Genomic DNA, 26,741 nt, shown 5'->3' on the forward strand with positions numbered 1-26,741 from the left:
GTTACTCCTGTATTCTGACAACGATCCCGTCGCGGGCAAGTCCGCGTTTCAGTTCGCCGATATTAATAATTTGTTTGTGGAAGACGGAGGCGGCAAGCGCGCCGTCAACACCGGCCTGTAAAAACGCATCGCGGAAGTGATCCGGATGACCGGCACCACCCGAGGCAATCAGCGGTACCTGACACACCTCCCGCACTTTTTTCAGCTGTTCTAAGTCATAACCGTTACGCACACCGTCCTGGTTCATCATATTGAGGACGATTTCCCCGGCACCGCGCTGCTGCACTTCCTGCACCCAGTCGAGGGTGTTACGGGAGGTGGCGATAGTGCGTTTTTCATCACCGGTAAACTGATAGACCTGATAGTTACCGGTTTCAGCATCGTGCCAGGTATCGATTCCGATGACAATACACTGCACGCCGAAGCGGTCAGCCAGCCGGGTGATCAGTGACGGATCACTCAGCGCCGGCGAGTTTACGGAGATTTTATCCGCCCCGAAACTGAGGATCGCCGCCGCATCTTCTGTGCTGCGGATACCACCGGCAACGCAGAACGGAATATCAATCACTTCCGCGACTTTGGCGACCCAGCTTTTATCCACCACACGGCCGTCAGAGGACGCCGTGATATCATAAAATACCAGTTCATCCGCGCCTTCTTCAGCATAACGGCGGGCGAGGGGAACAATATCACCGATGATTTCGTGATTACGGAACTGCACCCCTTTGACAACCTGTCCGTCGCGGACGTCCAGGCAGGGAATTATGCGTTTTGCCAGCATGCGATAGCCTCCGGTAATGTCATTTTGCCGTCGAGCAGAGCCCGGCCGACGATCACACCCGCCACGCCGGTGGCAGGGAGCGGGGCGATATCACTCAGCCCGCCGATACCGCCGGACGCCTGGAAAGCAATCTCCGGGAATGCCGCACAGATTTCCCGGTAGAGCGCCACATTAGAGCCCGCCAGGGTACCGTCTTTCGAGATATCAGTACATAACACGTGGCGCAGCCCGGCAGAGGCAAAATCGCGGATCACGTCTTCGATGGTCTGTTCTGAATCTTCCTGCCAGCCGCTGACCGCAACCCGTTTTTTGCCGTCTGCACCGATACGCACATCCAGTGCAAGGACAATGCGTTCCGCACCCCAGCGGGCAAACCAGCGTTTTACTTCTTCCGGGGATTTGATCGCCGTGGAGCCGACCACCACACGGGCAGCGCCGGCTTCAATCAGAGCGGCCACATCTTCTTCAGTGCGGATACCGCCGCCGATCTGTACCGGTACGCTGACACCTGCCAGTAAGGTTTTCAGCAATGCGATCTGGCGTTTGGCCGGATCTTTGGCGCCCGTTAAATCCACAAGGTGCAGCAGTTCCGCCCCTTCGCGCTCATAGGCCTGCAAACGGCTGAGCGGATCAGCGCCGTAATCGCGCTGTTTTGCATAATCGCCCTGGTGAAGGCGCACTACCTGTCCGTCAATTAAATCCAGTGCGGGAATGATCATGACGATTTCATCTCCAGAAAATTTTTAATCAGAGTGATGCCGGTTTTACCTGAACGCTCCGGGTGGAACTGTACGCCGTAAAAATTATCGCGGCAGAGAACACTGCTGAAAGCCTCACCGTACGTGGTGGTGGCCGCCGTGGCGTCACTGACCGGACAGGCGTAACTGTGGACAAAGTAAAAATAGCTCTGCGGTGCGATATCACGGAACAGCGGCAGATCGGCAGTAAATTCAACGGTATTCCAGCCCATATGCGGCACCGGCAGACCGTCCGGCATCATTTTTTGTACGGGGGTATCAATCAGGCCGAGCAGCTCAATATTACCCTCTTCGCTGGTGGTACCGAGCAGCTGCATGCCGAGACAAATCCCCAGCACCGGCTGGCTCAGGGAACGGATGGTGCTTACCAGTCCGCGCTCTGTCAGCTTTTCCATCGCCGCACCTGCGGTGCCGACCCCCGGCAGAAACACTTTATCTGCCTGACGGATAAGGTCAGGGTCGGCGGTGACCAGCGGCTGATAACCCAGACGCTCCACCGCGTAGCGGACGGAGGCGATATTGGCGCAGCCGGTATCGGTGATCACTATGCGCATCACAACACCCCTTTTGAACTCGGCAGAACATTACCTTCCACGCGGATGGCCTGGCGCAGTGTCCGTCCGAACACTTTAAACAGGCTTTCGGCTCTGTGGTGATCGTTCTTCCCTTTGGTTTTCAGGTGTAATGTGCAGCCCATCGTGTAGGAGAGCGAGCGGAAGAAGTGCTCGATCATCTCGGTGCTGAGGTCACCGACACGCTGATATTTAAAATCGGCTTTGTATTCCAGGTGCGGGCGGCCGGAAATATCCAGTGCACAGCGGGCAAGGCATTCATCCATCGGCAGGGTAAAGCCGAAACGGGTGATGCCGCGTTTGTCGCCGAGTGCCAGTCTCAGGGCTTCACCCAGTGCCAGCCCGGTATCTTCGACGGAGTGGTGATCATCAATCACCAGATCACCGCTGACCTGAATATTGAGACGAAAACCGCCGTGGGTGGCTATCTGATCCAGCATGTGGTCAAAAAAGCCGACGCCGGTGCTGATGGTACTGCCGCCCTCGCGGTCGAGCCACACCTCAGTGAGAATATCGGTTTCTTTGGTTTTTCGCTCCACGCGGCTGTAGCGGTCACGGCGGGTCAGTTGCTCTGCGATGCTGTTCCAGTCAGCGCCCGGCTGTCCGTAACGCAGACCGGTAATGCCCATGTTTTGTGCAAGCTGAATATCGGTTTCACGATCGCCGATCACATAGCTGTTTTGCGTGTCGATCACACCCGGCAGCAGATATTTCTCCACCAGGGTGGTTTTCGGTTTACGGCAATTGCAGTTATCCGCCGGTTTGTGCGGGCAAATCAGAACTTCATCAAAGGTAATACCCTGAGAGGTAAAAACCTGCATCATCAGCTGGTGCGGAGCCTCGAAGTCGGCCTGCGGGAAGCTGTCAGTACCGAGTCCGTCCTGGTTGGTGACCATCACAAAGCGGTATCCGGCATCTTTCAGTTTCAGCAGCGCGGGAATCACATCCGGCTCAAAGGCCAGTTTGTCTAATCTGTCCACCTGGAAATCCACCGGGGGTTCGGTGATCAGGGTTCCGTCGCGGTCAATAAATAAAACGTTCTGTGTCATGATATCCGTTGTCCTCAGATTATGGCATTTCAAGCGCGGCGATGGCGGCGATCACCCGCAGGCATTCTGCCCGGGTGCCGACAGTAATACGCAGGCAGTTTTCCAGTCCGCGTTGTTTACGCTGGTCACGTAAAATAATTCCCTCATCCCACAGACTGCGGAAAACCCGCTCCGCATCACGGAAACGCACCAGAATGTAGTTGGTTTCACTCGGGAAAACGGTTTCCGTCAGCGGCAGTTTGGCCAGCTCATCGCACAGCATCTGCCGGTTGCTGCGGATTTCGCTGACGCGTGCCTGCATGACGGCAATGCCCTCCGGCAGCAGCGCTTCGGCGGCAATGGCGGCCACCGGCGATGACAGCGGATAGGGCGCGATCACTTTCATCAGTACATTAATAATCTCCGCAGAGGCCAGTGTGAAGCCGCAGCGCAGCCCGGCGAGTGCAAATGCTTTTGAGAGTGTGCGCAGGATCACCAGGTTCGGGTATTCTCTCAGCCACGATGCCACACTGAATTCCGGACAAAACTCAATATAGGCTTCATCGACCACAATCAGTGCACGGTTATCGACAATATCAAACAGATAACGCAGATCCTGTTCACGGATCGGGTTACCGGTCGGGTTGTTCGGGTGGCAGACATACAGCACTTTGACGTTATCAAGGCTGGTGGCAATGCTGTCGAGATCTAATTGCCAGCCATCCAGAGCCGGCACCACTTTCTGTGCGACACCAAACGTTTCTGCGCTGACGCTGTACATACCGTAGGTCGGCGGGCAGAACAGTACGGCATCTTTTCCCGGCTCACAGAAAGCGCGGATCAGTAATTCAATGCTTTCATCCGCGCCGCGCCCCGCGATAACCTGCTCCGGACTGACACCGGCGTAAGCTGCATAACGGTTGATCACATTGGCAGGCTGACACTCCGGATAGCGGTTCAGATTGCGATCCGTAAAGGTAAAATCCGGTGCCTGCGGGTATTCGTTGGCGTTCAGCCAGACATCCCCGTTACCGCCGAGGCGGCGTGCCGACTGATACGGCGTCAGTAACTGCACATTTTCGCGGGCCAGTGCCATCGCGCTGAATGGTTTGTTCATCCGTTATTCTCCTCTGCTTTCAGGGCATTCATCCGCAGTGTCACGGCATTTTTGTGCGCGGTAAGCAGTTCCGCCGCCGCCAGGGTTTCAATCGCGTCTGCCAGCCCGGATAACCCGGCCGGGGTCAGTTTCTGTACGGTCATCCGTTTCATAAAATCCGCCAGTCCGAGGCTGGAGTATGTTGAGGTGTAGCCGTAAGTCGGCAGGACGTGGTTAGTCCCTGAAGCATAATCTCCGGCGGATTCCGGCGACCAGTCACCGAGGAAGACAGAACCGGCACTGTTAATCGCGGGCAGCAGGGCGTCCGGGTCACGGGTCTGGATAATTAAGTGTTCCGGGCCGTACTGATTACTGATGGCCACACAGGTGTCCAGGTCGCGGGCGATAATGATGCGGCTGGCGGACAGCGCCTGACGGGCAATCTCTTTGCGTGATAATAATTCAAGCTGAGAGTTGGTTTCTGCCACCACACGTTGTGCCATCTCTTCATCCGGGGTGACCAGCACCACCTGAGAATCCGGGCCGTGTTCCGCCTGGGAGAGCAGATCAGCAGCCACAAAGGCCGGGTTTGCACCGCTGTCAGCGATCACCAGCACTTCAGAAGGCCCGGCCGGCATATCAATCGCTGCGCCGCCGATAGTCTGGCTGACCTGACGTTTTGCTTCTGTCACATAAGCATTGCCCGGCCCGAAAATTTTGTCAGTGGCGGGGATGGTCTCTGTACCGAATGCCATTGCGGCAATCGCCTGAGCACCACCAACCTGATAAATCGTTTCCACACCGCAAAGTTGCGCGGCATATAAAATTTCATCCGCGATCGGCGGCGGTGAGCAAAGAATAATCTGACGGCAACCGGCAATATTTGCCGGGACGGCCAGCATCAGGACAGTGGAAATCAGCGGTGCGGTACCGCCCGGGATATACAATCCGACACTGTCCACCGGACGGGTGACCAGCTGGCAGCTGACGCCGGGCTGTGTTTCCACATCAATCACATCCGGGATCTGCGCTTCGTGAAAGCGGGTGATATTCGCTTTTGCTGTCGCCATCGCGGACTTCAGTGAGTCCGGCAGGCGGTCAGCGGCAGCGGCAATCTCTGCGGCGCTGATTTGCAGCGTTGTTACCTGTGTTTTGTCAAAGCGCGCACTCAGGGCACGCAGGGCGTTATCGCCGTTTTCGCGCACATCACGGATGATGTCACTGACCACACGGCTGATATCACCGGATGCAGCCATCGCCGGACGCATCAGGGCATCCGCCTGCTGTTGTGCATCAAGGTTTTCCCAGCGGATCAGAGTATTAAAGGTCATTGCGGTCATTGTCATCACTCCATCATTTTTTCAATCGGCAGAACCAGAATGGAGCTGCAACCCAGGGCTTTCAGTTTTTCCATGGTTTCCCAGAACAGGGTTTCGCTGCTGACCATGTGCATTGCCACCAGATCCGGCTCACCGGCCAGCGGCAGCAGGGTAGGACGTTCCGCACCCGGCAGCAGGGCGATCACTTCATCCAGGCGCTCAGACGGGGCGTGCATCATGATGTATTTGGATTCACGCGCCTGGATCACGCCCTGGATACGGGTCATCATTCTGTCGATAAGCTGTTGTTTGGCCGGCGGCATTTCACCGTCGCGCTGAATCAGACAGGCTTTGGAGCGGTAAATCACTTCCACTTCGCGCAGACCGTTGGCTTCCAGTGTGGCGCCGGTGGAGACCAGGTCACAGATGGCATCGGCCAGCCCGGCACGCGGTGCCACTTCCACCGAGCCGTTGAGCAGACAGGATTTAAAACGGATACCTTTCTGATCAAGGTAGCGCTTGAGCAGGAACGGGTAAGAGGTGGCGATACGGCTGTCCTGCAGACACTCCGCACCGTTGTAGCTGAAATCCACCGGAGCGGCCAGCGAGAGGCGGCAGGAGCCGAAATCCAGGCGGCGCAGAGTGAAGTAGCGCGGGTTTTGTCCCTGTGCCTGACGGCTTAATAATTCTTCTTCCAGCACGTTTTCGCCGATAATACCGAGGTCAACCACACCGTCCATCACCAGCCCCGGAATATCGTCATCACGCACCCGCAGGATATCGATCGGCATATTCTCTGCGTAGGCAATCAGGCGCTGCTGTTGTAAGTTGATTTTTATGCCGCAGCGCGCGAGTAATTCGCGGGAATCTTCACTTAAGCGACCTGACTTCTGAATGGCTATCCGTAAGCGCGTTTTATCTAACATTTTGATTATCCTTTAATTTTATAATTTTTTAGGTATAAAAAAACCCCCGGAAAAAAGATTCTTCCGGGGGTTCTCTATTACACGCATGCCACCGGAAGCTCTGGACGTCTTCCGGCACCAATCGCCTGAAAGACTAGTCAGGGTGATGGTGGTGGTGATGGCTGAACTGGATGCGTGTCATGATAATCTCTCGTTGTTTATCTGCTTGTTGCTATCACGGATAATGTTGTCATGATGGTGATAACGATATTTATAAATTCAATGTATATAAATTGCTTGTCTTTCAACCTATAGAACTCACCCGGACTTTGCAACCCCTTTTTTGCAAAGAAAACAAAAATTAAGATAATTTACTGAAATAAAAAGAAAAATAAGCCACACAGAGAGGTCGATCACGATGAAAACAGTTTCTATCGCGGGGCTGGGCTGGCTGGGAATGCCGCTGGCACTGCATCTTGCGGATATCGGTATCCGCGTTAAGGGCACCAAAACCACGCCGGACGGCACAGAGGCGGCAAGGATGTGCGGTATTGAGTGTTATATGCTGAATCTGACGCCGGAACCAGAGTGTGATGCTGATGATCTGGATGAATTTTTGCAGACAGATATTCTGGTGATCACGCTGCCTGCATCCAGAACCGCGGGCGGCGGTTACCTGTATGTGAAAGCGGTGCAGAACCTGGTGGATCTGGCGGCGGCGCGCGGCGTGTCACGGGTGATTTTTACCGGTTCAACCGCCGTTTACGGTAATCAGACCGGGAAGCTGACGGAGAATTCGCCGGTCGATCCGGTGACAGAATCGGCCAAAGCAATCGCAGAGATTGAACACTGGCTGAATGAGTTGCCGGGCGTGTCAGCGGATATTCTGCGTCTGGCCGGGCTGGTGGGGGAATCCCGTCATGCGGGGCGTTTCCTGGCCGGAAAAACAGCGGTGAAAGGGGCGAATCAGCCGGTCAATCTGGTACATCAGGATGATGTGATCGCGGCGATCCGCCTGCTTATCCAGCGCCCGCACGGCGGCCATCTGTATAACCTGTGTGCGCCGCAGCACCCGTCACGGGCTGAATTTTATCCGGATATGTCCCGTCAGATTAATTTACTGCCGCCGGTCTTCAGAGAAGAAGATATCTCTGAGGGGAAAGAGATTGACGGCAGCCGCATCTGCCGGGAACTGGGGTTTGAGTATCAGTACCCTGATCCCGGCCGGATGCCGATGACGGAGTAAGTATTAACTGACCGGCAGTGCCACGATATCGCGGTACGCCGGACGGGTTTCAATCCGTGCAAACCAGCGCTCAATGTGCGGGAAGTCCGGTCTGTCGTGACACACTTCCCGCCACGGATAGAGCAGCGGTGCCAGTGCCATATCTGCGATACTGAACGTATCACCGGCGATATAATCACGCTGTGCAAGGTCGTCGTTGAGCATGGCAATCAGGTTATTCAGCGACTGTTTCAGTTCCGCAACACGTGCCGGGTCACGCTGCTCTGCCGGGGTTCTGACCAGCAGTCCCATCATCGCTTTGATATACGGGAACAGGCTGCCGTCTGACCAGTACATCCACTGCGCTGCCCGCGCGCGGAATTCCGCATTATGCGGCAGCAGTGTGCCGTCATCATATTTATCCGCCAGATAGCTGAGAATGGCATTGGATTCCCAGAGAATAAACTCACCGTCCTGATACGTCGGGATGGTTTTATTCGGGTTCATGGTGAGGTATTCGGGGGTATCGAGGCCGCCGAACGGCCCGCCCGCATCTTTCTGCTGATAAGTCAGCCCCAGCTCAGTCAGACACCATAAGACTTTCTTGACGTTAGACGAGTTTTTTCTGCCCCAGACGGTTATCATAGTGACTCCTGTTGATAGAAATGCGATGACGTGTGCGTATTGTCGGTTATTTTATGTCATGAAGTGTAAATTTTTACACGAAATGCCCGTAACAGGAAGAATCGCGTTAAAGTGTCATTGGCTTACCATTCATGAAATGAATATAGTATTCATTATCACAGAGTTATCACTCTTATTTTTGTCACGATGTACCGGGTTTAAAGAGGGAAGAGTAATGCAGACAGTAATCAGTTCACGGGTAACCGGTTTAATCGGCGGGCTTGCTTTCGGATTTTTAAGCATCGGGCACGCGTTTGCGGAGGAAACACCGGTTGCACCGCAGGTGGATGCAAAAGCGTATGTGCTGATGGACTACAACAGCGGGAAAATCCTGGCATCCGCCAATGCGGATGAGCGCCTTGACCCGGCGTCACTGACAAAAATTATGAGCAGTTATGTGGTCGGACAGGCCATTAAAGCCGGAAAAGTAACACCGGATGACATCGTGACTGTCGGTATCAATGCCTGGGCCACGGGTAACCCGGTGCTGAAAGGCTCTTCCCTGATGTTCCTCAAGCCCGATGATCGCGTAAAATTAATCGACCTTAACAAAGGGATGGTTATACAGTCCGGCAATGACGCCAGTATTGCGCTGGCGGAATATGTGGCAGGCAGTCAGGAAACGTTTGTTTCCCAGATGAACAGTTACGCCAAACAAATTGGCCTGACAAATACCCATTTTAAAACCGTTCACGGACTGGATTCCGAAGGGCAGTACAGTACCGCCAAAGATATGGCGCTGCTGACCCAGGCGCTGATCACCGATGTGCCGGATGAATATGTTATCCATAAAGAAAAAGAATTTACCTTCAATAAGATCCGCCAGCCGAACCGCAACCGTCTGTTGTGGAGCACCAATCTGAATGTGGATGGTGTAAAAACCGGTCACACCAGCGGAGCGGGGCATAACCTGGTGGCTTCCGCGACTGACGGCCCGATGCGTCTGATCTCCGTGGTGCTTGGTGCACCGAGTGATCGCGTCCGTTTTGCCGAAAGCGAAAAAATCCTCTCCTGGGGCTTCCGTTTCTTTGAAACCGTGGCACCGGTGAAAGCCGATACACCGCTGACCACCGAGCGCGTCTGGTTCGGGGATATCTCAGAAGTGCCGCTGGGTGCGGAAAAAGACATTTATGTCACCATCCCGAAAGGCAAACTCAAAGATCTGAAAGCAACTTTCGAGCTGGACAGCACCACCCTGGAAGCACCGCTGGCGAAAAATCAGGTGGTCGGAAAAATTAACTTTATCCTCGATGACAAAGTGGTTGAACAGCGTCCGCTGGTGGTTCAGCAGCAGGTTGAGGAAGCCGGTTTCTTCGGCCGTATCTGGGATTATATTGTCCGCTTCTTTGCCGGACTGTGGCATTCCGTCTTCGGTTAATCACAACAGCCTGCCGGTTATCTGACCGGCAGGTTTTCCTGCTTGTTACTGGTAATTCCGGACAAACTGTGTGATGGCATCACCGGCCGCCGCCTGTTTTTCTGCAACCGCATCCGGTGCCTGTGCCACACCATCAACACCGATCACATCCACATCCTGTATGCCGATAAAATCCAGTATTACTTTCAGATACGGCACTCCGAAATCATTCACGCCATTTTCATAAATACCGCCACTGCTGCTCAGAATGACAGCTTTTTTACTGGTTACCAGCCCGGTTCTGCCCTGCGGGGTATAACTGAAGGTCAGCCCGGCACGGATTAATAAATCAAAATAGTTTTTCAACTGCCCGGGAATGGTGAAGTTATACATCGGCGCGGCCATAACGATAACATCGTGTGCTTTTATCTCGGCAATCAGTGCATCAGAAACGGCAATTGCTGCTTTTTGCTCAGTGGTCATTTGTTCCGGTGGTACCGCGTAATAAGCGGAGTAGAGCTGCTCATCCAGGACAGGCAGAGCATCAGCCACCAGATCCCTGACGGTAATATCGTTCTCAGAGAAACGGGTTTTCCATGCATCATAAAAATGGGTGATCAGTTGGCTGGTTTGGGATTGTTGTCCGTTAACAGATGATTTTAACAGCAAAAGGCGGCTCATTGTGGCTCCGATTATGACAGATGCAGACAGGCTGCGGATATACGGAAGCATAAAAGAGAGTGGTGCAGCGGACAATCCGGTGAAGCGCGGGATTTAATCTGAATTAAGGAAGAAAAACACGGAATGCACCATACGGAGCGGCTATTTTTTATCAGCCCGGTAATACTGTTCCGGCAGATAAAAACCGGGAACAACAGGAGAGGCGATGATTCGTTTATGTCCGGTGAGTAAAGATAACTGGGAAGCCTGTATTGATTTAGAGGTGCGGGAGGATCAGGAAGATTTTGTGGCATCCAATGTGTATTCGCTGGCACAGCTTCAGTTTGTCAATAATTTCAGTGCCGATGTGATTTATGACGATGACGTTATGATTGGCTTTGCCATGTACGGCATTGATGATGATGACGGTATGTTCTGGATCTGGCGCTTTATGCTGGATGCAAAATTTCAGGGAAAAGGGCTGGGAAAAGCGGCATTTACGGCGCTGCTGGAAAAAATTACCGCGATGAATAACACCCGGGAGCAGCCTCTGCCCTGGTTGCGGTTAAGTTATGAGCCGGAGAACGAATACGCGAAACACTTTTATCAGCGTTTTGGCTTTAATGCGGTGCAGATGATGGATTTTGGTGAGGAAATGGCGCAATTACCGCTATCCTAATAAGGTTATTCCCCTTTCAGGCGGTAATTTGTCATGCTGTCTGCTGAATTACCCTGTTGAAATCCGTATAAGATCCGATATTACATCCTGATATCGGATTTTTTTATAAAAAAGGACCGGTATTTTTACACACCGGTCAATAAAGGATTAAAGATATGGGGACAATTGTGTTTATCGCGCTGGTCATTGCGGTGGCCGGAATCGTATGGGTCCGGCGGGTCTATCTCCGGATTAACGACCTTCAGGCACCACTCACTGAGGCGTATGCGGCGGTTGACGGCATGTTACGTCAGCGGGCGGAGAGGATAGGCCAGCTGGTGGATATGACGGAAAAAGCGGGTATTCAGGATGCAACGCTGTTTTATTCCTGGCAGGATGCGTATCCGCGCTATACAGAGGCGGCGACACTGGATGAGAGTGTCAGTGCCGCAAATGATATCAGCAGTGTTTTTTATCATATTATGACGCTGACAGAGACCTTCCCGGTACTGATTGCAGAGCCGCAGTTTGTCCGTATTCAGCTGGCGGTCTGTGATGTGGAGGACGCACTGAATCCCGGTATCCGGGCATTTAACGAGGCAGTGATTCAGTACAATATTGCGGTTCAGCACTACCCTGACACGCTGGTGGCCGGATTGTTCGGCTTCAGACCCAAAACCCTGCTGCTGATGTCCTGATATGAAAAACCCCCGCAATCTGTATTGCGGGGGTTTTTGCAGTTATGAAACGGAGACTAATCAGTCACACGGGATCACTTTGATTGCCAGACCGCCCTGTGAGGTTTCGCGGTATTTGGCATTCATATCTTTACCGGTTTCATACATGGTTTCGATAACTTTATCGAGGCAAACGCGCGGTTCACTGACACGGCGCAGCGCCATACGGGCGGCGTTGACAGACTGAACAGCAGCAATGGCGTTACGCTCGATGCACGGCACCTGCACCTGCCCGGCAACCGGGTCACATGTCAGGCCGAGGTTATGCTCCATCGCGATTTCCGCTGCGATAAAGACCTGCATCGGGCTGCCGCCCAGCAGTTCGGTCAGACCGGCAGCAGCCATGGAACAGGCGACACCGACTTCACCCTGACAACCCACTTCCGCACCGGAGATAGACGCATTCATTTTGTACAGTGAACCGATCACGCTGGATACCAGGAAATAACGGATATACGCATTTTCATTCACAGGACGGATGAATTTATCGTAATACGACAGCACCGCAGGGATGATCCCGCAGGCACCGTTGGTCGGTGCGGTAACCACACGGCCGCCGGCGGCGTTTTCTTCGTTAACCGCGAGGGCGAACATATTGATCCAGTCGACAACCTGCATCGGGTCAGTAGAGGTGTTATCACTGGTAACCAGCTGACGGCGCAGTGCCGCGGCACGGCGTGGTACACGCAGCGGTCCCGGCAGCAGACCTTCGGTGTTCACACCGCGCTCAATACCGGCCTTCATCACATCCCAGACTGCCGCGAGGTGAGCGGAAAGCTCTTCTTTACTGCGCAGAGCCAGTTCGTTCTGCATCACCAGCGCAGACAGAGACAGCCCGGTTTCGTTACAGTGCTTTTGCAGATCAGCGGCATACTGATACGGATAAGGCACTTTGGTTTCGCTGTCCGCAGCCTGACCAAAATGCTCCTCGTCCACGATAAAGCCGCCGCCGACGGAGTAATAGGTTTTCTTGTACAGTAATTCATCACCGCTGAATGCGCTGATTGACATGCCGTTTTCATGCAGCGGCAGGTTTTCTTTATGGAAATTCATCCCGTTATTGCGCGGGAAATCCACTTCATGGCGTTGGTTTGCCAGCAAAAGGCGTTCACGTTCTTCAACATCCCTGATAAAGCCCGGTATCGCATCAATATCAACAGAATCCGGCAGATTACCCGCAAGACCCATAATGATAGCGATATCTGTTGCGTGACCTTTCCCTGTCAGAGACAGAGAGCCGTACACATCAACCTGAATGCGGGTGGTTTTTTCCAGCAGTCCGGCCGCGATAAGGTCATCAGCGAACTGTTTGCCTGCTTTCATCGGACCGACCGTGTGGGAACTCGACGGACCAATACCAATTTTGAAGATGTCAAATACACTGACCATATTGCTCGCCCCCTATGTTAAGGCGTGGATTAATAGTGTCGTGAAAATTCACGAAGCCGTTACTTTTCAGTTCCGGCTGATTATTGTTGTTGCTGTTGCCCGCCGGAGAGGGCAACAGTCATTTATTTTTTAACCAAAAAACAGCTGATACAGATTGTAGAACACCGCTGAAATTGCAATGAGACCCATCACAACCACAAACAGATTACTCAGGTGACCGGCATATTTACGCATCGCAGGCACTTTGCGGATAGCGTACATCGGCATGATAAACAGCAGCATAGCGATGATCGGGCCGCCCAGGGTTTCAATCATTCCCAGAATGCTCGGGTCTAATGTGGCAACAATCCAGGTGGTTACCAGCATAAACAGGGCAGTCAGTTTATTCAGTTTAGACGGCGCAATGCTTTTACCTTTGGCGCGTAATGCTTTGTTAACCAGACCGTTAAAACCTTCACGGGCACCGAGGTAGTGACCCAGGAATGATTTGGTGATAGCAATAAACGCGATGAATGGTGCGATATACGCGATCATCGGGTTCTGGAAGTGGTTTGCCAGGTAAGACAGAATGGAGATGTTCTGATCTTTTGCTTCCTGCAGATTCTGCGGGGAGAGGCTCAGCACACAGCTGAACACAAAGAACATCACGGTCAGTACCATCATAATGTGAGCGTATGCCAGAATGCGGGAGCATTTTTTCTCAGCATTCTCACCGTACTCTTCACGCTTGGCGACAGCAAAGGCAGAGATAATCGGGGAATGGTTAAAGGAGAACACCATCACCGGAATCGCCAGCCACAGCGTTATCAGCAGACCGTGACCGGTTACACTGACCGTATTGCTGTCGAAAGTGAGAGTTTTGAAGACATCAGTGCTCCAGTGCGGGATCAGATACAGCGCCAGCACCATCAGAACCGCCACAAACGGGAATACCAGCACGCTCATTGCTTTGACAATCGCGGCTTCACCGAAGCGGATAATACACATAATCCCGATAATCAGTACCAGTGACAGAATAATGCGCGGCGGTGCCGTCATATGCATCTGGTGAATGATAAAGCTTTCCACGGTGTTGGTGATAGCCACACTGTAGACCAGCAGGATCGGATAGATAGCGAAGAAATAGAGCAGGGTGATAAGGCCGCCGGCTTTGGCGCCGAAATGCTCTTCAACCACTTCAGTAATATCTTCGCCCGGATTTTTACCGGACAGCACGAAGCGGCACATACCGCGGTGTGCAAAAAAGGTCATCGGGAAGGCCAGCACGGCCATAATGATAAGCGGGATCAGCCCGCCGATACCGGCGTTAATCGGCAGAAACAGTACGCCCGCACCGATAGCTGTTCCGTACAGTCCGAGCATCCAGACGGTATCGGATTTACGCCATTTGCGATAATCATTGCTGGTGTCAGTCTTGCTGACCACAACCTGCGGTTGTGTTGTATCCATAGAAGTCTCCAAAATGTACAACAATAACAACAATTAAAATTTAGCACGCTGACCTGTGCATTTATTCGTCTCTGAAATAGGGTCTATGTACGTAACCAGATAAAAAATAAGTAAAGCTAAAAAGTCACCCGTAATTGCTTACCGGTAAAAATAATAAACAGCAGCGACCTGATATCTGTAATGGATAAATAAAGGTCTCTGCATTAATTCATATTCAAAAGTACCTGAAATTGATAACTCTCTTTCTGATGGTGAAAATATACTGTTTTTCAGTGGAAAACACCGTGATCGCAGTCTCAAATGCTATAAATCTCAGTAAAACAGGCTCTGTTGCAAGATTTGATAAAATTGTTAATCCGTGTTTACGGAATAGAGTATGCCGAAACGGCATAGGAAATGACCTGTTTCGTAATAATGTCATTTTTGTCTGTGTTCTATTTAATTAAATTAATTTATTCATATATTAATAAATATATCATCTGCACACTATCTCATTATTTTAAAATAGTAAAAAGTATATTTTCACAGGATAAAAACCACTTTGATACTAGGGTTTTTGTTTTTATGCTGTTGTTTTTTATTGTAAAAATATTCACTGATTCAGTCTGTGATAATACTGGCCGTGTGCGGGTGAGCGGACAGTATAAAATATGGCATTATATAATGATGGCCGGGGATATCCCGGATGATTAAAATAATTATTTTAATCACGAATTAAGTAACCAGAGTGATACCGGTGTCAGACAGAACAGAAATGTTAAATAAATAGCAGAATAATATTCTGCGAACAAAAATAATACTGTCAGCAGTGAAAAATGTGGTTTAAAAAAGATCAGCAACGGCGGGAGCAATTAAACGCGGATAAAAAAATACCGGCGTGCGGGCCGGTATTCTCTGACTCATACTTCATGGTGTTGGTTTGCCTGCTTTCATCAGACCAACCGTGCGGGGATCCGGCTGATGATTGTTACTGCTGTTACCCGCCGGAGGGGGCAACAGTCATGTATTTATTAACCAAAAAACAGCTGATACAGATTGTAGAACACCGCAGAAATGGCGATAAGACCGATAACAACCACAAACAGATTACTCAGGTGACCGGCATATTTACGCATCGCAGGCACTTTGCGGATAGCGTACATCGGCATGATAAACAGCAGCATGGCGATAATCGGACCGCCCAGGGTTTCAATCATTCCCAGAATGCTCGGGTCCAGTGTGGCAACAATCCAGGAGGTTACCAGCATAAACAGGGCAGTCAGTTTATTCAGCTTGGACGGTGCAATACTTTTGCCTCTGGCACGTAATGCTTTGTTGACCAGACCGTTAAAGCCTTCACGGGCACCCATGTAGTGTCCCAGGAATGCGTTGGTGATAGCAATAAACGCAACTAATGGTGCGATATACGCAATCATCGGATTATGGAAGTAGTTCGCCAGGTAGGACAGAATGGAGATATTCTGATCTTTTGCTTCCTGTAAATTGACTGGTGACAGGCTCAGTACACAACTGAACACAAAGAACATCACGGTCAGTACCATCATAATGTGGGCGCATGCCAGAATACGCGAGCATTTTTTCTCCGCATTTTCGCCGTATTCCTGACGTTTCGCGACACTGAATGCTGAAATAATCGGGGAATGGTTAAAGGAGAATACCATCACCGGAATCGCCAGCCACAACGTCACCATCAGACCACGACCTGTATCACCGGCAGAATGATTGCTGAAAGAGAGCGTATCAAATATCGCCGTATTCCAGTGCGGGATAAGATACAGCGCCAATACCATCAGAACGGCCACAAACGGGAATACCAGCACGCTCATTGCTTTGACAATCGCGGCTTCACCGAAGCGGATAATACACATAATCCCGATAATCAGTACCAGTGACAGAATAATGCGCGGCGGAGCTGTCATATGCATCTGGTTAACAATAAAGCTTTCCACGGTGTTGGTGATAGCCACACTGTAAACCAGCAGGATCGGGTAAATCGCAAAGAAATAGAGCAGGGTGATCAGGTTCCCTGCTTTGGCACCGAAATGCTCTTCAACCACTTCGGTAATATCTTCACCCGGATTTTTACCGGACAATATAAAGCGGCACATGCCACGGTGCGCGAAAAAGGTCATCGGGAAGGCCAGCAGGGCCATAATGATCAGCGGGAGCAGCCCGCCGATACCGGCATTAATCGGCAGAAACAGGATACCGGCACCAATGGCCGTACCGTACAGTCCGAGCATCCAGACGGTATCGGATTTACGCCATTTGCGGTAATCATTACGGGTATCAGTCTGACTGACCACGACCTGTGGTTGTGTTGTTTCCATAGATGTCTCCAAAATTTGCAACAATAACAGCGAAAAAATGCACGGTGAGCTGTGCACAAAATGTGTTTCTGAAGCAGGGTCTATGTACGCAACCGGATAAAAATAAATAAAACGGGAAAATTACCGGTAATTGCTTGCCGGTAAAAATAATAAACAGCAGAGGCCTGATATCTGTAACGGATAAATAAAAGCCTCTGCATTAATTCATATTCAAAAGAATCTGAGATTGGTGACTGTCTTTTTGTAGTGAAAATGTACTATTTATTAGTGAAAAACACTGTGATCTTCATCTCATTTGCTATAAATAACATTAAAACCGGTCGTGTTGCAACATTTAATAATGTTGTTAATCCGTTTTTGCAGAATGGGGCATGCCGAAACGGCATAGGAGGTCAGATATTCTGCAATAATGCCATTTTTATCTGTTTTTTATTTAAATAAATTTATTGGTTCAGGTGTTAATTAGTATATGCGCTGAACAATATCGTATTATTACAAAATAAGGATAAGCGGGATTATTACCGGATGAGAATTATTTGAAAATCTTGTTATTTGTTGTTTTTAAACAAAAATTAATCTGTCATTGAGTTTGTTTTGATTCGGGAAGTATGCAGGGAACCAGGTAGTGTAAAACAGAGGATGATATAATAGACACACTGTATATCCCGGATGATTAAAATAATTATTTGAATCGCGAATTAAGTGGCCGGGGTGATACTGATGTCAGACTGAACTGAAATGTTAAATAAATGGCAGGGTAATATTCTGTGAACAAAAATAACACTGTCAGCAATCTCATACCGGCACACCGGCCGGTATTATCGGATTTATGTTTGTACCGTTATTCCTGCACCCAGCCTTTGCGGATAGGCATGGCAAAACAGAGGCGGTAGAGCGTCTGCAACCGGTTTTGCAGTGCCGGGCCGAACAGATTCCAGAGCAGCTCTGTCAGTGCACAGGCAATCAGCACGGTGATAAAGGCACCCAGCATATCCACCGGCCAGTGAACGCCGAGGAAAACCCGCGACCAGACGACAATCAGCGCCGGGATCATCAGCAGCAATCCTGCGCGGACATTACACCAGAACAGGCAGCCCAGCGCGAAGGTAAATACAATAATACCGTGATTGCTCGGGAACGAGGCGGTTGGTGCGTGTTCCAGAAAACTATGTCCGAACGGTTCGGCAAACGGGCGGGCGTGCGGCCAGAGTGTGCCGATAATCCAGGAGGCGGCGAAGCCAATCAGCAGGGCAATGGCACTTTTGGAGACTGCACGGCGCTGGCGGACCATATTCTCCGGTGTTCCCCGCAACCAGAGTCCTGCGGCAACGACCGGAAACAGCAGAACCAGATATTTTGCCGCGAAAGTGGCTGCAATTATCATGGCATGAGATGTTTCCGGCGTGGCATTGATCAGGAGAAAAAGCGAATGATTCAGATTTTCCAGCACATCGGACTCCTTAAAAACACACCTGTGTATATCCGGCAATAAAATGACGGGTCAGGGTAGCCGTCTTGTGCATCAAGGTAAAGTAAAAATATCTTGGTTAATCGTGCTATTACGTAACATTGCAAAAAATTGACAAAATCTGAAGCAATAACAGGCGGGATAAACAGCAGGCAATAAAAAACCCGATAGTTAAAACCAAATTGGTGACTATCGGGCTTCCTCAATCTTGGGGATATTCAAAGAAAAGCAGTGGCACTTATTCAGACTGCGTCCCGGCAGGAAAGTTCGGAAAAAGATTCAAAAAAATGAAAATAATTTTTTGATGTTGAAAATCAGCAGGATAGAAGAAGAAAAACAAGCCGTTTCCCGGGCGGGAAACGGCAGTATAGCTTAGCTGAACAGGCCGAGGTTGGCTTTTGCGTAAGCTTCGAAATCAGTGCAGCCGCCGATGTGCTTTTCATCGATAAAAATCTGAGGAACAGTTTCGACCGGTTTACCGACAGTGACAGATAAATCTTCTTTGCTGATACCTTCAGCGTGAATATCAATATAGCGGTAATCGAAGTCATCACGTTCATTTTTCAGTTTTTCTGCGAGTTCTTTCGCACGAACGCAATAAGGGCAACCCGGACGGCCAAAAATAACGGTATACATGAAAAGCTCCTTCATTCATCAGTAACACCGGAAGTGGTGCTTTAATGAGATAAATTATGCCTGTATCATAGCGGTTAGGAAAGAATGTTGTGACGATTTGTGCGGTAGTCCGCATCAATGGTTCAGAGTGTGTCCGCAGTGCGGAAAGCAAAGCACAATCGCAGAGGATAAAATGACAAATAAACAGCCGCGACAAATGCGTTCATTAGGAGACATGCCGCGCCCGGTGATTATCTGTGAAGTTATCGGTGTGATATTACTGCTGCTGGTTTATCTGGCAGTGAATGATTTTATCGCGCTGCCGGGGTTTATGAGCAGTAAAAATGCACTGATGATAATGGCGTTTGCCGGCCTGGGGTGTCTGGTACCGGCGGCAATCAATATTGTCTGGCGGGCAATCAGCGCGATGCCGTCCGTCGGGATTGACAGCAAAAGCGGAGCCGCTAAAAAGACCCGGCAGAATAAAAATGAAAAAAAGCAATAAAACGTTATTCCCCTTCACGTTTTTCAGCTAAGATCCGTTATTGGTCTGCGGGTGACATTTTTCCCCGCTGTACTTTTGTTTTTCCGGTTAAAAGGCTTCAGGTTCATGATCATTCCCGATCTCACGATATTACGCACATGGCTGGATCAGCTGCAACTCTCCTGTTTTGAGTGTGATTCCTGCCAGGCACTGCATCTGCCGCATATGCAAAATGTGGACGGTGTGTTTGATGCCAAAATTGATATCCTTGACGATATGCTGGTGTTCTCGGCGCTGGCGGAAGTCCGCCCGACCGCGATTGTCCCGCTGATTGCCAACCTGAGCCAGATCAACGCCAGTTCGCTGCTGGTCAAAACGTTTATGGATATTCAGGATTCCACCATGCCGAAACTGGTGGTCTGTTACTCGCTGCCGCTCAGTGCCGGGCTGACGTTTGAGCAGTTCTCTCTCTCCCTGCAACTGATGGAAGAACAGGTTGGTGCGGTGGTATTTGAGCTGTTCAGTAACAATATGCTGTTTGATCCGAATGATGCGGAGCCGGAAGATGAAGAAAGTTTCCGCGCTGATTCCGTTCCTTCTCCGGTGATCCACTGATTATCCGTACCACTTTCGATATCCGGGACACCTGTCATGCATTGCCCCCAGTATTCATCCGGCCGCTGCCGTTCCTGTCAGTGGCTTGAAAAACCCTATATCCAGCAGATTGATGATAAAGAGCAGGATCTCCGTGCTCTGTTATCCCCGTTCGCGGTACAAACATGGCTGCCGCCGGTCCGCAGTGCGGAAACCGCGTTCAGAAATAAAGCGAAGATGGTGGTCAGCGGCAGTGTTGAGCGCCCGGTATTCGGGATTGTCACGGATAACGAACCGGTGGATTTATCGGACTGCCCGCTTTATCCGCCCCGTTTTGCACCGGTATTTGCTGCGCTGAAACCCTTTATCGCTCGCGCCGGACTCACGCCCTACAATGTGGAACGCCGCCGCGGTGAGCTGAAATTCCTGCTGCTGACCGAAAGCCGTGCCACCGGTAAAATGATGCTGCGCTTTGTGCTGCGTTCGGAGAAAAAAGTGGCGCAGTTACAGGCTGCACTGCCGTTTCTGCAGGCACAATTACCGCAGTTATCGGTGATTTCCGCTAATATCCAGCCGGTCGCAATGGCGATTCTGGAAGGGGAGCAGGAAATTATCTTTACCCCGGATGAGGTACTGGAAGAAACCTTCAACGGTATTCCGCTCTATATCCGTCCGCACAGTTTTTTCCAGACCAATCCGGATGTTGCCGCACAGCTGTATCATACTGCCGGGCAATGGGTGCGTGAGCGGGGTATCACCCGCTTATGGGATCTGTTTTGCGGCGCGGGGGGATTCGGTCTGCACTGTGCGGATAAATCCACCCAACTGACCGGGATTGAAATCAGTCCGGAGGCCATCGCCTGCGCCACCCGTTCAGCGGAAAAAATGGGGCTGGAGAATGTCACGTTTCAGGCACTGGATTCCGCGCAGTTTGCTCTCGCTAAATCTGCCGTGCCGGAACTGGTACTGGTTAATCCGCCGCGCAGAGGGATCGGGAAAGCCCTGTGTGATTACCTGAACACCATGGCGCCGGACACGATTATCTATTCCAGCTGCAATGCACAGAGCCTGGCGCAGGATCTGGCGCATCTCACACAGTATCAGCCGCAGCGCGTGCAGTTATTTGATATGTTCCCGCATACCGCACATTATGAAGTGCTGGTACTGCTGGCCAGAAAATAAATCGCCGGAATAAAAAAACGGGGCTGCGTTCAGACGTCAGCCCCGTTTTTTTATGGGCGGATCAGTTGCGGTGTTCGAATGCCAGCGCCCGGCGTTCAATCAGACGCATCGCCAGCGTCAGCAGGCTGTTGACAACCAGATAGATAATCCCGGCGGCAATAAAGACATTCAGGTCATAATCCTGACCAAACAGGCGGCGGCTGTAACCCATCACTTCAAGTAATGAAATCGTCGTGGCCAGCGAGGTACTTTTGAAGATCAGCACCACTTCGTTGGAATAGGATGATAATGCACGTTTAAAGGCATACGGCAGGATAATCCGCATCGTCTGTTTCTGTGACATCCCCAGCGCCTGGCAGGATTGCCACTGACCCTGAGGGATCGCTTTCACCGCGCCGTAGAACAGCAGTGTTGAATAGGCGGCACTGTTCAGTGCCAGAGTCACCATAGCGCAGAGCCACGGGGAGGACATCAGTTCCCACAGATGCGGATACGCTTTTAATCCCTCAAACTGCGCCGGCCCGAAATAAATCAGGAAAAACTGGACCAGCAGCGGTGTCCCGGTAAACAGGGTGATATACCCTTTGACCAGCTGAGTCAGAATCCGGGGTTTGAGAGAGAGTATCAGTGTAAACAGTACTGACAGCAGAAACGCCGTAACCAGGGCGGCAAAGGTCAGTGACAGACTGACCGGCAGGCCCGGTAATACAGCAATAATATAATCAAATATGCTCACTGGCCGCTCCGTTCAAAACGTGTGGTACGTAATTCGATACGTTTGAGGATGTACTGACTGACCAGCGTAATGGCGAGATAGATAAGCGCCACGATGCTGTACCAGGTGAAAGGCTCTTCAGTACGGCGGGCAATGCTTTGTGTCTGCAGCATCAGTTCATTAATACCAATCAGATACACCAGCGCGGTATCTTTCAGCAGAACCAGCCACTGGTTACCCAGGCCCGGCAGAGCATGACGCCACATCTGCGGCATGATAAAGCGGAGGAAAATAGTGGTACGGCTCAGTCCTAGTGCCTGACCGGCTTCGCGCTGACCGTCCGGGACGGCTTTCAGCGCACCGCGCAGGGTCTGTGACGCATAGGCGGCATAGAGCAGGGAAAGGGCGGTGATACCGCTGAAGATCGGCACATACGGGCCGTTATCGATCTCAAGCGTCAGGGTAAAGAAGCCCAGATCGATACCGTCACTCAGCCGGATAATTACTTCCTGAGTACCGTAATACACAAACAGAACCACCAGCAGCTCAGGTAAACCACGGATGAGTGTGACCAGACAGGTTCCGGCAAAGGCGACAGGTTTCCAGCGTACGTTTTCCCAGAGGGTAAACAGCATCGCGAGCACAAGACCAATCAGGAGTGCAGAAACAGCAAGGCCGACGGTTACCCCGGCGGCACTTGTTAAAGAAAGAAAATCGTTCATTAATTTTTTATGTTATTACTCAAACCATTTCTTATAGAGGGTATCGTAAGTACCGTCCGCTTTGACCTCACCAAGCGCCTTGTTGAGTTTGTCTTTCAGCTCACTGTTGCCCTTACGGACCGCAATAGCCAGGCCGGTGCCGAAATATTCCGGATCGGTGACACGCTCACCCACGGTTTTCAGATTGTCATTGCTCTTCAGCCATTCATTGATAACAGCTGTGTCACCGAAGACAGCGTCAATACGTCCGCCTTTCAGATCCAGTACCGCATTCTGGTAGCTTTCATAAGGAACAATTTTCATGTCCTTAAACTGTTCCATCAGGTATTTCTGATGCGTAGTACCGTTCTGGATGCCAATCTGTTTCCCTTTGAGGCTGTCAATGCTATCAAATTTGCCCGCGACTGCAACGAAAACAGCAGAGTTATCATAATAAGTATTGGTGAAATCAACCTGCTTCTGACGCTCCGGTGTTACGTCGATACCGGCCATCAGCGCATCAAAACGCTTGTATTTCAGGCTCGGGATCAGGCTGTCAAAGGCCTGGTTGGTAAAGGTGCATTCCGCGTCGATTTTGGCACACATCGCCTGAGCCAGATCCACATCAAAACCGACGATTTCGTTTTTCTCATTCACGGTTTCAAACGGGGCATAACTCGCTTCTGTTGCGAAACGGATTTTTTCTTTTTCTGCCGCCGCTGCGGAGAAAGCAAACGCGCCGATTAATACGGCAATAACCAGTTTTTTCATAGCAACATCCTATTTTAGTGTTCAGTGGCAGAAAATAATCAGTGTGACAGATAACCGGCAAATGCCTCTGTCTGCGGCGTGGTAAAGCATTGCGCGCCGCCCTGTTCAACGATACGGCCGTTTTCCATATACACCACTTTACTGGCGGTTTTACGGGCGATATCCACTTCGTGAGTCACAATCACCTGGGTAATCCCGGTCTGCGACAGTTCTTTAATAATATCGACGACCTGAGAGGTAATCTCCGGGTCCAGTGCTGCGGTCGGTTCATCGAATAACAGCACCTGCGGTTCCATCATCAGGGCGCGGGCAATCGCCACACGCTGCTGCTGTCCGCCGGATAAATGCAGCGGGAAGCGGTTTGCAAAATCAGTCAGACGCAGACGCGCCAGCAGCTTTTCCGCTTTTGCCTGAGCGGCTTCTCTGGTCAGACCCAGTACCCGGACCGGTGCTTCTGTCAGGTTATCCATGACGGTCAGATGCGGCCACAGGTTATACTGCTGGAATACCATCCCGACATTCTGGCGCAGTGCACGGATCTCACCGGCAGATGGCGTGGTGGCAAAATTAAAATGGTGATCCGCAATGGTCAGTTCACCGGAACGCGGCATTTCAAGCAGATTCAGTGCCCGCAGCAGCGAACTTTTACCGGCACCGCTCGGCCCGAGCAGTACCATGGTTTCACCTGCACCACATTCCAGGTTGATATCAAACAGCGCCTGATGCTGTCCGTAAAAGCAATTGATGTTTTTTAATTGAATACTCATGCTGTAATTCTGCATACTCAGTGACGTTGAGTGAATATTAACGCCGTAAGAATAAATATGCAATTATTTCTGCATAAAAAACTACTAAAAAAGCAAACTAATAACTTTTACTGAGTGATTATGTCTTCTCTGATGCTGAGAGGGCGTATGCTGCCGCCCGTTTGACGATAGTTTTCGCCATGCCTTTAAAGATGAATAAATGAGCGGGCATCATAGCGAACCAGTAGAGCAGCCCGCTGAATCCGGCAGGATGCCACCAGGCGCGGACATCCAGCGTCCGCTGGTGGCCGTGGTCGCGGATGGTAAACGTCAGCCGTCCCAGTCCCGGAGCTTTCATGCCGAACAGGAGAGAGAGTTGCTGCCGGGGTTTAACGGTGATCACTTTCCAGCCGTCGATTTTATCCCCGGGTTCGAGGGTATCGCGATCCGGGCGGCCGTAAGTGATTTTATTGCCGCACAGGTCATCCAGCCGTGCGCGGACAGACCACAGAATATTGGCGTAGAAATAACCGTCTTTACCGCCGATTTGCTGCACGACATGCCACAGCGCATCAGCGGAGGCGGAGGTGTTCAGGGTAAAACCGGCCTGCTTGGGATAGAAGCCGAAACCCGGCCGCCAGCGGGCGCGGACTTCGGGGTCATAACCCCAGTCCTCATTATCGACGGCATCCGCTTCATCCTTCAGGGTCTTGCGTACGGCATCATCAAAACTGAGCAGCGTCTGCGGGATCAGTGCCTGAAGCGGCTTTCCGTCGCCCTGCAGATCATATTTCAGCCCCATAATCAGCTCTTTGGCGATGCCTTCCGGCACCGTGGTGATAAGCCGCAGAAAGTGAACTGAAATCAGCCGCAGCGGAATAGGCAGCGGGATCATCAGCCGTTTTTTACCGCTGATGGTAATAAAATGCCGGAACATCTCCAGATAGCTGAGGTAATCCGGCCCTGTGGCATCAAAGCGGCGGTTGCCGTCAGCAGGATGCGCGAGCAGACCGGTCAGATAATTCAGCAGGTTTTCCAGCGCCACCGGCGAGGATTTTGAGCGCGCCCAGCGCGGCGGGGTGAGGATGGGCAGGTTGTACACCATGTCCCGCATGATTTCAAAAGCTGCCGAGCCGGGACCGACAATAATTGCCGCGCGGATCTCGGTGACCGGCACACGGCTGTCCGCAAGAATTTCGCCGGTCAGCCTGCGGGCGGCGAGATGCGGGGAGTCGCTGTCTCTGTGCTGCATCGCGCTCAGGTAAATCACTTCCCGTACAGCAGAGTTATTCAGCACCGCCTGCACGTTTTCCGCTGCCAGACGCTCGCGCGCCAGTAAGTCCGCCTCATCCGTCATGCTGTGGACGAGGTAGTACACCACATCAATATCCTGAAAAAGGGTTTCCAGGGTAGATTTATCATACAGATCCGCATAGCAGCAGCGGGTATTTTCCCAGCCCTGCGCCTGCATCCACTCCACCCGGCGGGCGGCGGCGGTGACCTGATGACCGGCGGCGATCAGTTGCGGGATAAGATTCTGTCCGACATAACCGCTGGCGCCCAGTACTAAAATCCGCTGAGGCAAAATCCGTTGTTGTGGCATACATTTTCACTCTTCAGGTAAACAGGGCTATCAGTACCGGTGCAAACAGACTGAGGACAAAGCCGTGCACAATCGCGGCCGGGACAATCGATACACCGCCGCTGCGCTGCAATACCGGCAGGGTAAAGTCCATCGTGGTGGCGCCGCCGAGGCCGAGAGCGGCTGCACGGTGGCGGTTGATCAGCAGCGGGATCAGCATAATCGCGGCAATTTCCCGCGCCAGGTCGTTAAAGAAGCCGACACTGCCGAGTACCGGACCGAATGCGTCGGTCAGCAGAATACCGGACAGCGAATACCAGCCGAAGCCGGAGGAGAGCGCCATCCCGGTTTTGACCGGCAGCCCGGCAATCAGTGCCGCGAGCGCGCCGCCGAGCAGTGAGGTGGCTGCCACAATCAGGGAAACCAGCATACCGCGGCGGTTAATCAGGATCTGGCGCAGCGTCATACCGCTGTTGCGCAGCTGGATACCGACCAGGAACAGCAGAAAAATCAGGGCATATTCACTGGCGGCACCGGCAAAAGAGAGAAATGACCAGCCGAATAACCCGGTGGCAAAGCCAGCCAGCAGCACACCGCACAGTTGCAGTGACTCCAGCACCATATGCAGGCGGGAAGGCGGTTTTTGCTGTTTGTGAGCCGGGACCTGCCACGGGTATTTTTTGCCGTATAAAAACAATCCGGCAAGGTTACAGCCGAGTACCACCACCGAGAATGTCAGCGTGTACTGCACTATCACCAGCAGATTGGCGCCGAGGTTTTCCACCAGCGCCAGACTGATCCCCATCAGAAACAGTATCACATACACCATCGCGCTCAGACCGCGGCCGATGATTTTTTTCAGTGCCGTGTTGCTGACCGGGATGAGATAACCCGCAATAAGCGGTGCGAGAATAATTAATAACCCTGAGTACATG

At 51.5% G+C, this 26,741-nt stretch carries 28 protein-coding genes and 1 other annotated feature; of the genes, 7 read left to right on the top strand and 21 right to left on the bottom strand.

Translation table 11 applies throughout. From position 1 onward, the window contains the following. Window position 1: 1 nt before the first annotated feature. The 8 genes from hisF to hisL all read right to left on the bottom strand — a co-directional run bounded on the left by hisF (window position 2) and on the right by hisL (window position 6,661). On the bottom strand, window positions 2–781 hold the full coding sequence (gene hisF, locus AAZR23_RS01120; protein WP_054425498.1) for an imidazole glycerol phosphate synthase subunit HisF: 780 nt from the start codon (window positions 779–781) through the stop codon (window positions 2–4). Beyond that, the gene (hisA, locus tag AAZR23_RS01125) at window positions 763–1,500 is read right to left on the bottom strand and encodes a 1-(5-phosphoribosyl)-5-[(5-phosphoribosylamino)methylideneamino]imidazole-4-carboxamide isomerase (RefSeq protein ID WP_046893801.1); all 738 of its coding nucleotides are present in this window, start codon (window positions 1,498–1,500) and stop codon (window positions 763–765) included. Before hisA ends, hisF begins: the two co-directional genes overlap by 19 nt. Further along, entirely contained in the window at window positions 1,497–2,093 is a 597-nt protein-coding gene (gene hisH, locus AAZR23_RS01130; protein WP_434689993.1) for an imidazole glycerol phosphate synthase subunit HisH, read from the bottom strand. Before hisH ends, hisA begins: the two co-directional genes overlap by 4 nt. After that, window positions 2,093–3,160, bottom strand: coding sequence for a bifunctional histidinol-phosphatase/imidazoleglycerol-phosphate dehydratase HisB (gene hisB, locus AAZR23_RS01135; RefSeq protein WP_434689996.1), 1,068 nt, complete (start codon window positions 3,158–3,160; stop codon window positions 2,093–2,095). Before hisB ends, hisH begins: the two co-directional genes overlap by 1 nt. Window positions 3,161–3,179: 19 nt before the next feature. Then, on the bottom strand, window positions 3,180–4,256 hold the full coding sequence (gene hisC / locus AAZR23_RS01140) for a histidinol-phosphate transaminase (protein WP_166707297.1): 1,077 nt from the start codon (window positions 4,254–4,256) through the stop codon (window positions 3,180–3,182). Further along, window positions 4,253–5,575 (bottom strand): histidinol dehydrogenase, encoded by a 1,323-nt coding sequence (gene hisD / locus AAZR23_RS01145; RefSeq protein ID WP_208323298.1) that lies wholly within the window; start codon window positions 5,573–5,575, stop codon window positions 4,253–4,255. The genes hisC and hisD overlap by 4 nt, the downstream gene beginning before the upstream one ends. A 5-nt stretch (window positions 5,576–5,580) precedes the next feature. Beyond that, window positions 5,581–6,480: an ATP phosphoribosyltransferase gene (gene hisG, locus AAZR23_RS01150; protein WP_046893805.1), complete on the bottom strand. Its 900-nt coding sequence runs from the start codon at window positions 6,478–6,480 to the stop codon at window positions 5,581–5,583. A 34-nt stretch (window positions 6,481–6,514) separates the two neighbouring features. Next, window positions 6,515–6,638, bottom strand: a sequence feature (His leader region). Continuing rightward, the gene (gene hisL / locus AAZR23_RS01155) at window positions 6,614–6,661 is read right to left on the bottom strand and encodes a his operon leader peptide (RefSeq protein ID WP_101495319.1); all 48 of its coding nucleotides are present in this window, start codon (window positions 6,659–6,661) and stop codon (window positions 6,614–6,616) included. Its footprint overlaps the feature before it by 25 nt. A 216-nt stretch (window positions 6,662–6,877) precedes the next feature. Between hisL and AAZR23_RS01160 the strand changes: the two genes are divergently transcribed. Then, window positions 6,878–7,705, top strand: a complete 828-nt coding sequence (locus AAZR23_RS01160; protein WP_052926183.1) for an SDR family oxidoreductase — start codon at window positions 6,878–6,880, stop codon at window positions 7,703–7,705. A 3-nt stretch (window positions 7,706–7,708) separates the two neighbouring features. Here AAZR23_RS01160 and AAZR23_RS01165 read toward each other — a convergent pair whose 3' ends face one another. Beyond that, window positions 7,709–8,329 (bottom strand): glutathione S-transferase family protein, encoded by a 621-nt coding sequence (locus tag AAZR23_RS01165; protein WP_046893807.1) that lies wholly within the window; start codon window positions 8,327–8,329, stop codon window positions 7,709–7,711. Between the two features lie 214 nt (window positions 8,330–8,543). Here AAZR23_RS01165 and AAZR23_RS01170 point away from each other — a divergent pair, with 214 nt between their 5' ends. Then, window positions 8,544–9,746 (top strand): serine hydrolase, encoded by a 1,203-nt coding sequence (locus AAZR23_RS01170; protein WP_004235775.1) that lies wholly within the window; start codon window positions 8,544–8,546, stop codon window positions 9,744–9,746. A 45-nt stretch (window positions 9,747–9,791) separates the two neighbouring features. Here the strand turns inward: AAZR23_RS01170 and AAZR23_RS01175 are convergent, their stop codons facing one another. After that, on the bottom strand, window positions 9,792–10,406 hold the full coding sequence (locus AAZR23_RS01175; protein ID WP_434690000.1) for an FMN-dependent NADH-azoreductase: 615 nt from the start codon (window positions 10,404–10,406) through the stop codon (window positions 9,792–9,794). A gap of 205 nt (window positions 10,407–10,611) precedes the next feature. Here AAZR23_RS01175 and AAZR23_RS01180 point away from each other — a divergent pair, with 205 nt between their 5' ends. Both AAZR23_RS01180 and AAZR23_RS01185 read left to right on the top strand, forming a co-directional pair. Next, a complete protein-coding gene (locus AAZR23_RS01180) occupies window positions 10,612–11,064 on the top strand; it encodes a GNAT family N-acetyltransferase (RefSeq protein WP_054425154.1) in 453 nt (150 codons plus the stop codon). A gap of 155 nt (window positions 11,065–11,219) precedes the next feature. Beyond that, on the top strand, window positions 11,220–11,741 hold the full coding sequence (locus AAZR23_RS01185; RefSeq protein ID WP_434690002.1) for a LemA family protein: 522 nt from the start codon (window positions 11,220–11,222) through the stop codon (window positions 11,739–11,741). A gap of 60 nt (window positions 11,742–11,801) precedes the next feature. On the opposite strand, the gene AAZR23_RS01190 is transcribed toward AAZR23_RS01185, so the two are convergent. The 5 genes from AAZR23_RS01190 to AAZR23_RS01210 all read right to left on the bottom strand — a co-directional run bounded on the left by AAZR23_RS01190 (window position 11,802) and on the right by AAZR23_RS01210 (window position 19,052). Next, window positions 11,802–13,169 (bottom strand): L-serine ammonia-lyase, encoded by a 1,368-nt coding sequence (locus tag AAZR23_RS01190; protein ID WP_434690005.1) that lies wholly within the window; start codon window positions 13,167–13,169, stop codon window positions 11,802–11,804. A gap of 129 nt (window positions 13,170–13,298) precedes the next feature. Continuing rightward, window positions 13,299–14,618, bottom strand: coding sequence for an HAAAP family serine/threonine permease (locus tag AAZR23_RS01195; protein WP_218427788.1), 1,320 nt, complete (start codon window positions 14,616–14,618; stop codon window positions 13,299–13,301). A gap of 1,010 nt (window positions 14,619–15,628) precedes the next feature. Next, the gene (locus tag AAZR23_RS01200; RefSeq protein ID WP_434690007.1) at window positions 15,629–16,948 is read right to left on the bottom strand and encodes an HAAAP family serine/threonine permease; all 1,320 of its coding nucleotides are present in this window, start codon (window positions 16,946–16,948) and stop codon (window positions 15,629–15,631) included. A gap of 841 nt (window positions 16,949–17,789) precedes the next feature. Continuing rightward, window positions 17,790–18,398, bottom strand: a complete 609-nt coding sequence (gene ybjG, locus AAZR23_RS01205) for an undecaprenyl-diphosphate phosphatase (protein WP_434690010.1) — start codon at window positions 18,396–18,398, stop codon at window positions 17,790–17,792. 390 nt (window positions 18,399–18,788) lie between these two features. Continuing rightward, window positions 18,789–19,052 carry a GrxA family glutaredoxin gene (locus AAZR23_RS01210; RefSeq protein ID WP_004235784.1) on the bottom strand — a complete coding sequence of 88 codons (264 nt, stop codon included), beginning with the start codon at window positions 19,050–19,052 and terminating at the stop codon, window positions 18,789–18,791. A 172-nt stretch (window positions 19,053–19,224) separates the two neighbouring features. Between AAZR23_RS01210 and AAZR23_RS01215 the strand changes: the two genes are divergently transcribed. From AAZR23_RS01215 to rlmC, 3 genes are all read left to right on the top strand, one after another. Continuing rightward, a complete protein-coding gene (locus tag AAZR23_RS01215; protein WP_052926178.1) occupies window positions 19,225–19,536 on the top strand; it encodes a YbjC family protein in 312 nt (103 codons plus the stop codon). 105 nt (window positions 19,537–19,641) lie between these two features. Next, window positions 19,642–20,130 carry a YbjN domain-containing protein gene (locus AAZR23_RS01220; RefSeq protein ID WP_046893816.1) on the top strand — a complete coding sequence of 163 codons (489 nt, stop codon included), beginning with the start codon at window positions 19,642–19,644 and terminating at the stop codon, window positions 20,128–20,130. 36 nt (window positions 20,131–20,166) lie between these two features. Then, complete coding sequence (gene rlmC / locus AAZR23_RS01225) at window positions 20,167–21,291, top strand: 23S rRNA (uracil(747)-C(5))-methyltransferase RlmC (RefSeq protein ID WP_434690014.1); 1,125 nt, start codon at window positions 20,167–20,169, stop codon at window positions 21,289–21,291. 61 nt (window positions 21,292–21,352) lie between these two features. Here the strand turns inward: rlmC and artM are convergent, their stop codons facing one another. The 6 genes from artM to AAZR23_RS01255 all read right to left on the bottom strand — a co-directional run bounded on the left by artM (window position 21,353) and on the right by AAZR23_RS01255 (window position 26,740). Then, window positions 21,353–22,021 carry an arginine ABC transporter permease ArtM gene (artM, locus tag AAZR23_RS01230; RefSeq protein WP_166708930.1) on the bottom strand — a complete coding sequence of 223 codons (669 nt, stop codon included), beginning with the start codon at window positions 22,019–22,021 and terminating at the stop codon, window positions 21,353–21,355. Window positions 22,022–22,023: 2 nt separating this feature from the next. Continuing rightward, entirely contained in the window at window positions 22,024–22,728 is a 705-nt protein-coding gene (gene artQ, locus AAZR23_RS01235) for an arginine ABC transporter permease ArtQ (RefSeq protein WP_046893818.1), read from the bottom strand. Window positions 22,729–22,743: 15 nt separating this feature from the next. Next, entirely contained in the window at window positions 22,744–23,478 is a 735-nt protein-coding gene (gene artJ / locus AAZR23_RS01240) for an arginine ABC transporter substrate-binding protein (RefSeq protein WP_434690017.1), read from the bottom strand. Between the two features lie 38 nt (window positions 23,479–23,516). Further along, window positions 23,517–24,245, bottom strand: a complete 729-nt coding sequence (gene artP, locus AAZR23_RS01245) for an arginine ABC transporter ATP-binding protein ArtP (RefSeq protein ID WP_052926287.1) — start codon at window positions 24,243–24,245, stop codon at window positions 23,517–23,519. Between the two features lie 118 nt (window positions 24,246–24,363). After that, window positions 24,364–25,827, bottom strand: coding sequence for a DUF2867 domain-containing protein (locus tag AAZR23_RS01250; RefSeq protein WP_434690020.1), 1,464 nt, complete (start codon window positions 25,825–25,827; stop codon window positions 24,364–24,366). 13 nt (window positions 25,828–25,840) lie between these two features. Beyond that, window positions 25,841–26,740, bottom strand: coding sequence for a lysine exporter LysO family protein (locus AAZR23_RS01255; RefSeq protein ID WP_166707308.1), 900 nt, complete (start codon window positions 26,738–26,740; stop codon window positions 25,841–25,843). Window position 26,741 lies beyond the last annotated feature (1 nt).

This window comes from Morganella sp. Je.2.23 (assembly GCF_051129855.1).
Lineage (GTDB): Bacteria > Pseudomonadota > Gammaproteobacteria > Enterobacterales > Enterobacteriaceae > Morganella > Morganella sibonii.